Annotated in this window: 7 protein-coding genes and 2 pseudogenes; all 9 read right to left on the bottom strand. The window is 31.0% G+C overall.

Going from position 1 to position 14,597, the window contains the following annotated elements; all coding sequences use genetic code 11:
- On the bottom strand, window positions 1-1,236 hold the full coding sequence (locus tag N5A56_RS02205) for a TolC family protein (RefSeq protein WP_265723978.1): 1,236 nt from the start codon (window positions 1,234-1,236) through the stop codon (window positions 1-3).
- A complete protein-coding gene (locus tag N5A56_RS02200) occupies window positions 1,233-4,940 on the bottom strand; it encodes an efflux RND transporter permease subunit (protein ID WP_274270151.1) in 3,708 nt (1,235 codons plus the stop codon). The genes N5A56_RS02205 and N5A56_RS02200 overlap by 4 nt, the downstream gene beginning before the upstream one ends.
- Before the next feature lie 109 nt (window positions 4,941-5,049).
- Window positions 5,050-5,466, bottom strand: a complete 417-nt coding sequence (locus tag N5A56_RS02195; protein WP_265723982.1) for an HYC_CC_PP family protein — start codon at window positions 5,464-5,466, stop codon at window positions 5,050-5,052.
- 64 nt (window positions 5,467-5,530) lie between these two features.
- Window positions 5,531-7,342, bottom strand: coding sequence for a heavy metal translocating P-type ATPase (locus N5A56_RS02190; protein ID WP_265723983.1), 1,812 nt, complete (start codon window positions 7,340-7,342; stop codon window positions 5,531-5,533).
- Window positions 7,343-7,511: 169 nt separating this feature from the next.
- Complete coding sequence (locus N5A56_RS02185; protein ID WP_265723984.1) at window positions 7,512-8,096, bottom strand: methyltransferase family protein; 585 nt, start codon at window positions 8,094-8,096, stop codon at window positions 7,512-7,514.
- A 66-nt stretch (window positions 8,097-8,162) separates the two neighbouring features.
- Window positions 8,163-8,576: a Fur family transcriptional regulator gene (locus N5A56_RS02180; protein WP_265723985.1), complete on the bottom strand. Its 414-nt coding sequence runs from the start codon at window positions 8,574-8,576 to the stop codon at window positions 8,163-8,165.
- Between the two features lie 3 nt (window positions 8,577-8,579).
- Window positions 8,580-9,724: pseudogene (locus tag N5A56_RS02175) on the bottom strand (efflux RND transporter periplasmic adaptor subunit).
- Window positions 9,725-9,775: 51 nt separating this feature from the next.
- Window positions 9,776-14,108, bottom strand: a pseudogene (locus N5A56_RS02170) (CusA/CzcA family heavy metal efflux RND transporter).
- A 121-nt stretch (window positions 14,109-14,229) separates the two neighbouring features.
- On the bottom strand, window positions 14,230-14,541 hold the full coding sequence (locus tag N5A56_RS17305; protein WP_337994738.1) for a DUF6660 family protein: 312 nt from the start codon (window positions 14,539-14,541) through the stop codon (window positions 14,230-14,232).
- Window positions 14,542-14,597: the final 56 nt, after the last annotated feature.

The following is a 14,597-nucleotide window of genomic DNA, read 5'->3' as shown; positions in this document are numbered from 1 at the left end:
TTACTGTTTTAAATAATTAATAATTGTTGATTGTATGTAATACCTTCTAATTGACTCTACTTGATTTAGTTGAAACTTTAACTGCAACTCTTGTATGTCTAAAACATCATTGAAGTTAATTGTACCAGTTTCGTAGCTCTTTGTTAAAATGTCTTGTGCATTTTTGGCTTGGATTAAATTTTTTGATTGAGTTTGATAACTTATTCGTGAAGAAATTCTATCATTAAAAGCCTTATCTAAACGTGTTGTTAATTTGTTTAGACGTTCTTGTTTTTGAGCTGTAATTTCTTGTTGCTGTAGTCTGTTTTGTACCGTTTTTGATTTGTATTTATTATTGAAAATGGGAATTGATATTGAAACCATTGGCATTACGATATCTTTACCATTGTCGCTAAAATCTAAATTAGGACGCTTCTCTACGTTAATGTAATCTAATCCAAAACCAATCATAGGGCTGCTCTCTTTTTGGTTTAACAATTCAGATTGTTCAACTGAATAATACAACTTATCAAATTTTAGTAATTCAGGATGTAATTCTAAATTGCCAGTGTTATCTTCAAAAGATTTTAAAGGAATTCGTAATTCTTTAATCACATTAACTTTGATATCTCTTTCACGATTTAAAAGTTTATTAAAAGCGGTTTGTTCTGCTATAAATTGTTGCAATAAAACTTCTAATAATTGTTGCAGTTCATTTTGACGCATTTGTAATCTTAACACATCAACCACTGATGCTTTACCTACTTCAACAGATGTTAATGCCATTGTTTCGTAGGTTTTTAAGAGTTCAATATTGTCAATTAATACCTTTTGTTTTGCATTGTTCGCATACAAATTATAATACGATTGAGATACTGCTGATATTAACTTACGTTTAGCAATTACTATGTCTTCATATTTTGCTTTTGCCAATGACTTTACATAGTTCTCACGAGCTGAAATGGTATTAAACCAAGGCATCATTTGTTTTGCAGATACTTTAAAGCGCTGTGCTCCAGTTCTAGTTTCTGGTGTACTTATAAAATACCCTACGCCAAATTCAGTATTTGGAATTGTGTTGACTTCATTTATTTTCTCGGATGCAATCTTATATCTTAATTCAAATTTTGTGATCTCTGGATTATTAGTCAATGCAACATTAATTAGACTTTCTAGGTGTTGTGCATTACCTTCTACAACAAAGAATAAGGAACAAAGAATACAAACTGTTATAATGTGTGATTTTATCTGTTTCATTTTGTTGTTTTTTTAAGTTGAAATTCAGCTTTCCAGCTGTATAATACAGGAACAACAAATAAGGTAATTAGAGCAATTAACATTCCTCCAAAACTAGGTATGGCCATAGGAATCATAATATCACTACCACGACCTGTTGAGGTTAAAACCGGTAATAATGCTAAAATTGTTGTTGCTGTAGTCATCAAACAGGGTCTAATTCTTTTTTCACCAGCTTCTACAATAGATGCTCTAATTTCTTTTTTGTTTTGAGGTGTATCTCTATCAAATATTTGTGTTAGATAGGTAGCCATAACCACACCATCATCTGTTGCAATACCAAATAATGCTATAAAACCAACCCAAACAGCTACACTTAGATTAATAGGATGCATCTGGAATAAATCTCTAAGGTTTTCTCCGAAGAAGTTAAAGTTTAAGAACCAATTTTGACCATAGAGCCAAATCATAATAAAACCACCTGCAAATGCAACAGCAATTCCTGTAAATACCATTAAGGATGTACCTACTGAGCGAAATTGGAAGTATAAAATTAAAAAGATAATTGCCAATGCTAAAGGAACTACGACAGACAAAGTTTTTTCCGCTCTTAACTGATTCTCATATGTTCCAGTAAATTTGTAGTTAATACCTTTTGGCACAATTAATTCTCCATTATCAATCTTTTCTTTAATAAGAGATTGTGCATTTTCAACCACGTTTACTTCAGCAAAGCCATCTAATTTATCAAATAACACATAGCCTACTAAAAACGTGTCTTCACTTTTAATTACTTGTGGTCCTTGTTCGTATCGAATACTTGCTAATTCACTTAGAGGAACAGAACTTCCTTTAGCAACTGGTATATAAATCTGCTTTAAGTCGTTTGGATTATTACGTAGTTCTCTTGGATACCTAACACGAATGCCATAACGTTCTCTACCTTCAACAGTTTGCGTTAAGACCATACCACCAACAGCTACTTTTAAAACATCTTGAACATCTTGAATTGAAATACCATACCTCGCAATTTTTTCTCTATCGATATCTATCAGCAAATAAGGTTTACCCACAATTCTATCTGCAAAGACAGCTTCTTGTTTCACACCTTCAGCTTGTTTTAAAATATCTTCCAATTGAATACCAAAAGCTTCAATTTGTTTTAAATCTTGTCCCTTTACTTTTATTCCCATTGGTGCACGCATACCAGTTTGTAACATTACCAAACGTGTCTCAATTGGTTGAAGTTTTGGCGCTGAGGTAACACCAGGGAGTTTTGTTACTCTTACGATTTCTTTCCAAATATCGTCAGGTGTTTCAATTTCTGGACGCCAGTTTCTGTAAAATTCACCATCATCATCTTCAATCAGTTGCGTTTTTTTAATGCTACTGAAAATGGTATTCTCAGAATTGTTAGGATTTGCGATGAATTGACCATTTTTTAAAGCAAACAAACCTTCATCATTTACTTTATATCTCTGTCTCTTTCCATTTTCATTCGATGCGTATTCTGACTTGTATTGAATAACGTTTTCATACATTGATAAAGGAGCAGGGTCTAAAGCAGATTCTGTTCTACCTGATTTACCAACAACCGTTTTTATTTCTGGAAGAGTTGCAACAGCCATATCTAATTGTTGCAATACTCTTTTGTTCTCTTCAACACCAGAATGAGGCATTGAAGTTGGCATTAAAAGAAATGAACCTTCATTTAATGATGGCATAAATTCTTTACCCGTATTTTTCATAATGAAAACACCTGCAATTACAATAGCTGTAGGAATTGATAAGAAAAGTAATTTATGATCTAAACACCATTTTAAAATTCGTGTATAAAACTTTATGAATAATGAGAAAACACCTAATAAACCAAAACAAATAATACTTACAAAAATAAGATTCCAAAAGATACTTTTATCAACTCCTAATGGTCTCCAATATTCTGCTAACAGCATTACAATTGCTGAAACAGAAATAATAATATTAACAAGGTTTGCTTTCTTTTCATTTATTTTTTCTTGAAGTTTTAAGACTCCAGTAATTCCAAAACCTATTAAGATGATTCCTAGCCAATAACTGTAAATAACACCTATTATACCCGATAAAATTAAAACCGTGTTAATAATATATCCGAAACTCTTTTTAACAATTTTCTTTCTGAATAAAAACGCTGCAAAAGGCGGGATTAAAAATAAGGCAACAATTATAGAAGCTGTTAAAGCAAATGTTTTTGTAAATGCTAATGGTCGGAAAAGTTTTCCTTCAGCTCCAATCATTGTAAATACAGGAATGAAACTGATAATCGTTGTCATTACTGCTGTAATAATTGCACCAGAAACTTCTGCGGTTGCATTATAAACCACTGTGTTTATTGGTAGTTTTCCATCATCTTCATCTAGGTGACGAATAATGTTCTCTGAAAGTATGACGCCAACATCAACCATTGTTCCAATGGCAATAGCAATACCAGAAAGTGCTACAATATTTGCATCAACATTGAAAATTTTCATTGCAATAAACACCAATAAAACAGCAACAGGAAGCAGACCTGATATTAAAATTGAAGCTCGTAGATTAAAAACCATAATCATAATAACTAAGATTGTTATTAAAATCTCTAATGTTAAAGCCTCATTTAAAGTGCCTAAAGTTTCTTGAATTAATTCTGTTCTATCGTAAAAAGGAACAATTGTGACTTGTGAAGTTCTACCATCTGCTAAAACTTTTGTAGGTAACCCTGAACTTAACTCGCTAATTTTTTCTTTAACGTTATTGATAACTTCCATAGGATTTGCACCATATCTAGCAACTACTACTGCACCTACAACTTCAGCACCTTCTTTATCTAATAATCCTCTACGTGTAGCAGGACCTAATGATACTTTTCCAATGTCTTTAATTCTTATTGATGTATAGTTTTCGGAAGTTACAACAGCATCTTCAATATCTGCAATTGATTTTACATACCCTAAACCACGTACTAGATATTCTGTTTGATTGATCTCAATGGTTTGAGCACCTATATCTTTATTACTTTGTTTTACAGCTTTTACAATGTGGTGTAATTCAATATTATATTGGCGCATTAATTCTGGATTCACGTCCACTTGATATTCTTGAACATAACCACCAATTGAAGCTACCTCAGAAACACCACTTGCTGAAGACAAGGCATATTTAACATAGTAATCTTGAATACTTCTTAGTTCGTGCAAATCCCAGCCACCAGTTACATTACCTTTTTCATCTCGACCTTCTAAAGTGTACCAAAATATTTGACCTAATCCTGTTGCATCTGGACCCAATGCTGGATTTACATCGTTAGGCAATAATCCACTAGGTAATGAATTTAATTTTTCTAGGATTCTACTACGACTCCAGTAAAACTCTACATCTTCTTCAAAAATGATATATATGCTTGAAAAGCCAAACATAGAAGAACTACGTATGGTTTTAACACCTGGAATACCCAATAATGAAGTAGCTAATGGGTAGGTAATTTGGTCTTCTATATCTTGTGGGGAACGACCATCCCACTTTGTGAATACAATTTGTTGATTTTCACCAATATCAGGGATTGCATCAACAGCAACAGGACTACTTGGTAAAAATCCTGTGTCCCAATTAAATGGTGCATTTACAGTTCCCCAGCCAATAAAAAGGACTAGTAAAAGAACTGCTACAAGTTTATTTTCTATTAAAAATTTGATACTATTATTTATCATTTATCTTGATAATTAAACAATTAGACAAAGGCGTTAAAAAAACACCGAATACAACAAATTATCCTTATAACTGTTTAATTATAGGACAATACGGTCTATTGTTTAAAAATTAGATTAAATAACTCTCGTCAATCTTGTAGATTTGATTTGTGACGATTGGAGGGGCGTATTCTTCAAAAGAAGATACATTTTTATCTAAACCTTCGAATAGGTTTATATAAGTATAAATGAATGAGGCAATAAAAACCTTTTGCTCAAAAGATATTTTATCAGCTGAAGTTTGCAATTCATCTTGAGCATTTTTTAAAATTTGTTGATCAGTACAACAATCGATATCTAAAGAAGAGCAATCAGATGAAGATGAAGTGTTTTCTGTCTCCATACCACAGGAGCTTGCTTTTGAAAAAATAGCAGTATCCATAAGAGTATCACCACAATAATGTTCTGTGATAGCAAATGAAGTTGTAGAAAATAATACTACAAACGACATTAAAATAGCGAATATTTTATGAGAAAACTCTTTCATTCTGAATACAAAGGTACAATAATGAAATAAAAAAGATTAAAATAAATGTTAAAAAATATTGTTTTTAATAAATTCTTTGTAATCTAACCGCATTCAATATTGCCAATAAAGCAACACCAACATCTGCAAAAACAGCTTCCCACATTGTAGCTAAACCACCCGCTCCTAAAATTAGCACAATTACTTTTACACCAAATGCTAAAATGATATTCTGCCAAACGATTTTTCTTGTAGAACGACCAATTTGAATAGCTTTTACCATCTTTGAAGGTTGATCTGTTTGAATGATTACATCTGCTGTTTCAATTGCAACATCACTTCCTAAACCACCCATTGCAATACCAACATCACTTGCAGCTAAAACTGGAGCATCATTAATACCATCACCAATAAAAGCAATCTTATTTTCTGAATTTTGTTTTAACTTTTCTACTTCATTTAATTTATCTTCGGGTAATAAACCGCCTTTGGCTTCTTGAATATTTAATACTGATGCCACTTTTTGAGTAATAGAATCTTTGTCTCCAGAAAGCATCATTATTTTTTTAATGCCTACTTTATGTAACGCTGTAATTGTTTTTTTTACATCTTCTTTTAATTCGTCCGCTATCACTACATAACCAGCAAATTGGCTATCGATTGAAACCAATACTATAGATTCTACAATAGTGTCAATTTCTTTTGAAACTTCGATATTATTTGCTGTCATTAAGGCTTTATTACCAACTAAAACAGGTTTACCATTTACCTTTCCTTTTAAACCTTTACCTGCAATTTCGGATACTTCTGAAGCTTGAAAATCTTTACCATCTGCTTTATACTCTAAAATAGCTTTTGCTATAGGATGTGTAGATTGTTCCTCCATAGCCATTAGGTATTTCATAAATTCCTTTTCCTCCCAGTTAATGGCTTTAATTTCTTTAATTATAAAAACTCCTTTTGTTACGGTTCCAGTTTTATCCATTACCAAAATATTTATCTTGGTCATTGCGTCTAAAAAAGAAGCACCTTTAAATAAAATACCATTTTTTGAAGCTGCACCTAAACCACCAAAATATCCTAAAGGAATAGAAATTACCAAAGCACAAGGACAGGATATTACTAAAAATATTAATGCACGATATAGCCAATCCCTAAACACATAATCATCTACAAAAAAATAAGGTAGAAATGTAACAGCTATTGCTAAAAACACAACAATTGGTGTATATACTCTCGCAAATTTTCTAATAAACAATTCGGTTTTTGACTTACGAGCTGTTGCATTTTGAACCATATCCAGAATTCGGGCAATAGAACTATCTTTAAATTCTTTAGTAGTTTCAATTTCGATAACACCATCCATATTAATGCTCCCTGCAAATACCTTTTCTCCTTTTATAATCGTATCAGGTTTGCTTTCACCAGTTAATGCAGCAGTATTAAAAGAACCTTTTTTGGATAATAAAATTCCATCTAAAGGAATTTTCTCACCAACACGAACTTTCACTTTTTCTCCAATTTCTACAGTTTCAGGATTTACCGATTTATAATCATTATTTCGATATACTAAAGCTTCGTTTGGACGAACATCAAGTAGCGCTTTAATATTACTTTTTGCTCTATTAACTGCTGCACTTTGAAACAATTCTCCAACTGCATAGAATAACATTACTGCAACTCCTTCAGGATATTCTCCAATTACAAATGCACCTATGGTTGCAATAGACATTAGAAAAAACTCTGTAAAAACATCGCCTTTTGTAATACTTTTCCAACCTTCTTTTACTACAGGAAAACCAACTGGAATATAAGCAACACCATACCAAACAATACGAATCCAATCTTTAAAAAAATCAACATGAAAATAATCTAATGCAATACCAATAATTAGCATTATAAAACTTGCTATTGCAGGTATGTAGGTTTTTAATGAACTACTATTTGAGTGTTCGTGATTATGATGATCTTTGTGATTGTGTTGCTTTTCTGAACCAGGTTTTAAATCACTTAAATTAACTTTCTTTTTTTCATTTTTTAGTGTAATTTTTCTAAAAGCAAAATGATCAAATCCATCTTCTCACTTTTTTTGAATATTTTAAATAATCATTACCAAACTCTAGTTTTAAAAAATCTTCCTCTAATCTTATTTGTGTATTGATGCTTATTGTAGATAGTGAGATTATTAATAATGTAAATGCATTTGGAATAATTAAAAACAATCCAATATTTGCTAACATAATTCCAAGAAAAATTGGATTTCTTGATATTGAAAATAATCCTTTAGTTACAAGTTTTGTTTTATTCTTTTTATCAATTCCAATTCTCCAAGAATTAGCCATTTGAGATTGAGCAAACCAAACTAGGATTAAAGAAATAATTAAAAATCCCCATCCAATTTTGAATAATATTTCATTTTCTAAATACCATAAGGGAAGTAAAAATTTAGACCATTCAATTTTAAAGGCGTAAATACCAACAATAACGAGTTCTAAAAAAGAAATTACAGTGAATACTTTACCATTATAACCGTGTGCATCATCTGTTTTATTAAATGTTAATGGATTTACACCTGTCTTTATTTTTAATAAGACTGATCTTATGACAAATACAAAGAGAAAATAAACTATAAAGAAAATGAATAAAATCATTGATTTTTAGATTAATTTTATTGATACAAAATTGCTATAAAAACCAATGCAATGGAAGTGCATTTATTATACGCTACATTTATCGCAAATTCCTTTTACAACTAGATTTACATTCTCGGAGACAAAACCATCAGGTACTTTTATTTGTGGTATTTTATGGTCTGTTAAGCAAATTGTTTCATTACAGTTATTACAGTGAAAATGTAAATGCAAATCTGTTTCAATTTCACAGTTACATCCTTTTTCACATAATGCATATTTTGTAATTCCTGTGCCATCATCTATTTGATGCACTATTGCTTTTTCTTCAAATGTTTTTACTGTCCTGTACAATGTGGTTCTATCTGCTTTTTCAAAAGCATTTTCTATATCGCTTAATGTTACAGCCACTTCTTTTTTTGCAAGAAATTTATAAATAAGTAAACGCATCGCTGTAACTCTAATTTTTTTAGATTCTAAAAGTTGTTCTATTGTTTTCATAATTTAATGTTCGTGTTCTGTCTCCCCTTTATTCATTTCAGCAATTAAATAATAGGCATTATTATAAGCGATTTTAGAGTTTTTTTCTATCTCATTAATAAATTTAACTTCAATCCAACTATCATCCTTTACACCTAAAAGCACTTCAATAGGGGTAAAACTCCAATCGTTATTTTCTTTTTTTACAGAAAAAACAAAAAATCTATCTCCATCTTTTATAATAGCACTTTCTGGTAATGCTTTTGTTATAGTATTATCAACTTGAATTTTCCCTTTTATATACATTCCTGGAATTAAATTTCCTTTTTTGTTTTCAATTTCCGCGTGAACGTGAAGTGCTTTCGGATTATCTTCAAACGTTTTACTTACCGAATAAATTTCTGCTGATAGTTCTTCATCTGAATTAGACTGTAAATTGAATATCACTTTTTGCCCTTTTTTAACCTTGTAAACATCTTTTTCAAATACCATTAAATCTGCGTGAACGTGATGTGTATTTACGATTTCAAAAAGCTCTGTTTGTGGCTCTACATACTGCCCAGTTTTAACTTCAACTTTTTGCACAAAACCTTCTATTGGGCTTCTTAATGATATGTTTTGAGTAATTGTTCCATTACGAACTGATGACGTATTTACGTTTAATAATTTCAATTGAGCTTCCAATCCGTTTACCATCGCTTTAGAAGCATCATATTCTGCTTCAGCCTTTTGAAAATTTGCACCAGAACCAACGCCTGCATCATATAATTTTTTTGACGTTCGTAGTTTTTCTTTAAAAAATTACTGTTGCTAAAAGCATTCAAATAATCAGTTTGCATTTTTATAATATTTGGATGAGATAAATATGCGACTACTTGCCCTTTTTTAACTTTATCGCCTTCAATTACATTTATGGATACTACGTTCGCACCAATTACAGGGGTAATTGTTGCTTCCATTTGAGGTGGCACTTCTAATGTGCCATTTGCTTCAACATAACCACTCATATTACGTAATGCAATGGTGTCTATTTTCATCTGTAAAGCTTCAAACTGTTTTTGTGTAAGTATAACTTCTTTGGACTCTTTATGATTACTCTCTAATTCTTTATTATTTGAATTTGTGCTATTTGCTATTTTCTTATCACTATTAACACAAGCTGTTAACATAATGCCAAGTAAAACAATTGTTAGAATATTATATGATTTTTTTTCATTTTCTTATTGATTAAAATATTGTAGTTGAAATGTACTTTCTAAATAATTTATTAATGCCTCTTGAGCTTCTAATTCAGATTGAATAGCCTCTTTTATTAATTGTGTAAAAGCTGTATAGTCTATTTCACCTTCTTTGTAAGCAAATAAAGCGCCTACTTTTTGTTCTTTTACAAGTGGTAAAACTTTATTTTTATAAAAAACCAAGACGTTTTCCATTTTTGATAATTCTCTTTAGATTGTATAAACTTTGATTGTACTTCTTGTTTTTTGAATAGAATATTAGTTTCTGCAATTTCAGTTTCTATTTTTGCAGTTTTAACTTTTGCTCTACTTGTTCCGGATAAAAAGGAATTGAAATACCTGCTTGATAGGTGTAAAAACCTGAATTACCATTTAAGTTTTGAAAACCACCCTGAAGATTTAACTTTGGTAAATTATCTGCTTTAGCAGTCTTATATTTTGCTTCTGCTTCTGTTACCTTTAATTTTGCTATTTCAAATAATGGATGTTTCTCTGGATTAAAAGATGCAACATTAATTTTATTAGTGATTTCAAAATCATTAGTAACTGTATAGAATGTATCAGAAACCAGCCATAGATTTAATTGTTGCAATGCAATATCATATTCACTTTTTGACTGGATAAATTTATTTTGAATTTGTAAGGCTTGATTTTTGGCTGCTGAATATTCTAACCTTGAAATTGCTTCTACTTTGTAATTTAAAGCTACAGCTTTTTCAAAGTTGGTATAAATGGAATCTAATTCTTTGTATAAATTGTATTTCCTTTTACTCTGAAAAACATTTGCCCACGCCTTTTTTACTTCTAACTCTAAATCTAATTCTGAAAGTTGAAACGCTTTTTGAGCTAATTGAATGTGTTGCTCTTGCAATCGCTTTTTTGCAGAAATACCAAAAACATTAATGTTACTTTGACCAATTCCTAAAGTAGTGTAAATACCATTACCATTATTAATCTCTTCTCCACCTGTGAAAATTTGAGTTGTACCAAAATCATAAACTGTACTTTTTAACTGCTTTTGTTTGTTGATTTCTAATTGCTTTTGTTTTAATAATGGATAATTTTCTTTTGATAAATTGACTGCTTCATTCATTGAAATAACGGGCAACGTAACATAAACTTCTTGTGCGTTACCTGTTATTGGTAAGAAAAACACAAAAGCGACCATAGCTGTAACTGTAATTATTTTTTTATTTGCTCTCAAGTTGAATGATTTATTTTCTACCCAATGATATAATATTGGTAAAACGAACAATGTTAATAATGTAGAAGTTAGTAAACCTCCAATAACAACTGTTGCTAAAGGACGTTGTACTTCTGCACCAGCTGAAGCTGAAATTGCCATAGGTAAAAAGCCTAAAACATCTGTAAAAGCAGTTAACATAATAGGTCTAATTCTTCGTTTTGTACCTTCTATAATTCTATCTTTTAAATTAGTTGCACCTTCTTCTTTTAGTTCATTTAAACCGCTAATCATTACTAATCCGTTTAAAACTGCAACACCAAATAAAACGATAAAGCCCACACCTGCAGAAATACTAAAAGGCATATCTCTTAACCATAATGCTATTACACCACCAATGGTCGCCATTGGAATTGCTATATAAATCATTAAGGTTTGTGGTAACGATTTTAGAGCAAAATAGATGAGTACAAAAATTAGTAATAACGCAATTGGTACAACTGTAAGTAAACGATTACTGGCACGTTCTAAATTTTCAAAAGCACCACCATATCGAATAAAATATCCTGTTGGTAATTCTAATTGCGCACCTAACTTTGATTTTATTTCCATTACCAAGGATTTTACATCTCTTCCTCTAACGTTGATACCAACATAAGTTCTTCTATTCGTATTATCTCTACTTATTTGCATTGGACCAGCTTTGTAGCTTATGTCTGCAATTTCACGAAGTGGAATTTGATTTCCAGACGGCAAATTGATATATAAATTTTGAACATCTGAAATATTCTTTCGGTTTTGAGAATTTAATCTTACAACTAAATCAAATCGTTTTTCTCCTTCAAAAATTATCCCTGCTTTACCACCAGCAAAAGCAGACTTAACTAACTGGTTCATTTTATTTATTTGAAGGCCATATTGAGCTAATTTATTTCTATTATACGTTATTGTAATTTGTGGTAAGCCAGTTGTAGCTTCGGCTTTCATATCTCCAATACCTTCTGTACCTGCAATAATTTTAGATATTTCTTCTGCTTTTTGAGATAATATATTTATATCTTCACCATAAATCTTTATAGCTATATCTTCTCTAACACCTTCTAATAATTCATTAAAACGCATTTCAATTGGTTGGGTAAATTCAAAATTAACACCAGGAATTATTTCAACAGCTTCTTTCATTTGCTCAATGAGTTCGTCTTTAGAATTAACTGAAGTCCATTCACTTTTTGGTTTTAAAATCACAAAAACATCTGCAATATCCATAGGCATAGGATCTGTAGGTATTTCTGCAACACCAATTCGACTTACAATTTTCTCAACTTCAGGAAACTTTGCTTTAACAATTTGTTCAATCCTTGTTGTTGTTTCAATAGTTTCAGTTAATGAACTACCAGGTTTTAAAATAGCGTGAAAAGCAATATCGCCTTCATCAAGCTGTGGAATAAACTCGCCCCCCATTTTTGTAAACATAAAAACTGTAATACCAAATAAAATAACAGAAACACCAATTATTAGTTTTCCTTTTTTTATTGCTTTTTCTAATAAAGGTTGGTATTTACGTTCTACCCAATGCACAAATTTATCTCCATAAGATTTTTTTTCTGATTTTGGAGTTCTTAAAATTAATGCTGACATCATTGGTACATAAGTCAAACACAGCACCATTGCACCAATCATTGCAAAAATGAAAGTCAAAGCCATAGGTTTAAACATTTTCCCTTCAATGCCCTCTAATGCTAATATTGGCAGAAATACGATTAGAATAATTAGCTGACCAAAAAAGGCTGCATTCATCATTTTTTTTGAAGCATCTGCTGCAACACCATCACGTTCTTTAGATGTTAATTTCCTTTTCTTTAATACTTTTGATGCAATGAGAAAAACAGTACTTTCAACAATAATTACAGCGCCATCTACAATAATACCGAAATCAATTGCACCTAAACTCATTAGATTAGCCCAAACGTCAAATGCATTCATCAATATAAAAGCAAATAATAATGATAATGGAATAGTGGAAGCTACTATTAAACCACCTCGCCAGTTACCTAATAAGAAAATAAGTACAAAAATAACGATCAATGCACCTTCAATTAGATTAGTTGCAACTGTAGATGTTGTTTCTGCTATTAATTTGCTACGATCTAATAATGATTCTATAATAATGCCTTTTGGTAATGACTTTTCTATTTGAGCCATTCTTTCTTTTACATTCTCAATAACATCATTTGAATTTGCTCCTTTAAGCATCATTACTAAACCGCCCACAACTTCACCTTCACCATCTTGTGTTAATGCTCCATAACGAATAGCTGAACCGAATTGCACTTTGGCAATATCACCAATTGTTATGGGAATATTATTGGTGTTTTTTACTGTTATTTTTTTAATATCATCCAAACTACGCACCAAACCTTCACCACGAATAAAATTAGCTTGATGATTTTTTTCAATATATGCACCACCAGTATTTTGGTTATTATTTTCAAGTGCTTCAAAAACATCGGTAATCGTTAAACCAATTGCCCGCAATTCGTTTGGGTCAACAGCAACCTCATACTGCTTAATTTTACCACCAATTGCATTTACCTCTACAACACCTTCAACCATTGCCATTTGACGTTGTACAATCCAATCTTGCATCGTACGTAAATCAGTAATCGAATATTTATCTTTATATTCAGGTTTTACTTTTAATGTATATTGATATATTTCTCCTAAACCTGATGAAATTGGTCCCATTGAAGGTTCTCCAAAACCAGAAGGAATTTGTTCTTTAATATCGTTCAATTTTTCAGCAACTAATTGACGAGGTAAATATGTTCCCATATCATCATCAAAAACTATAGTAACCACAGATAAACCAAAACGAGAAATTGAACGAATTTCCTGAACATTGGGTAGATTACTCATTGCTATCTCTATTGGATAAGTTATAATTTGCTCAATATCCTCTGTACCTAAATTTGGTGCTTGTGTAATAACTTGTACTTGGTTATTTGTAATATCTGGAACTGCATCTATTGGTACTTGGGTCATACTCCAAATACCTGCTCCAATAATGGTAAGCGTAAGCAAACCAATAATAAATTTGTTATTGATTGAAAAATCAATGATTTTATTAATCATAGAAAATGTGTTAATTCAGTTAGACTTCTCGACTTAACTCAAAACAATGTTAGAATTAGACGAAATGAAAAGAACCTTTTAGGCTCAAAATAGGATATAGCTATCCTTAAAAAAAACTGAATTATGCCCTTGGAGGCTGTAAAATCGAAGTAGTAAAGTCTTTTTCTGTACCATTTTGGTAGAAAAAATCTTGTGTGGAGATGTAGGATGTATTAATACTTACATCTACAAATTTGAAATCTAACGCACTAATATGGCAACACTGACAAATACAAAAAGGAGAACATAAGTCTGAACCTTGATGTTGATGATTACTGTCGGTCACCTGTGAAACTTCTGTTTGAACCTCATTATCAAGCACAGTATAATCTTCGCAAGGTGCTAAATTAAGGGCTAAAATATAAATTGATAATATGAAGGCTAAATATTTCATTTCAGCAAAGATATAAATTAATTAGTGCAATGGTTGTGCAAATAAAATGACCTTTT

This window comes from Polaribacter ponticola (assembly GCF_026191475.2).
Classification (GTDB): domain Bacteria; phylum Bacteroidota; class Bacteroidia; order Flavobacteriales; family Flavobacteriaceae; genus Polaribacter; species Polaribacter ponticola.
Note: the sequence above shows the minus strand (reverse complement) of the source record. Positions and strands in the feature narration are given on the sequence as shown.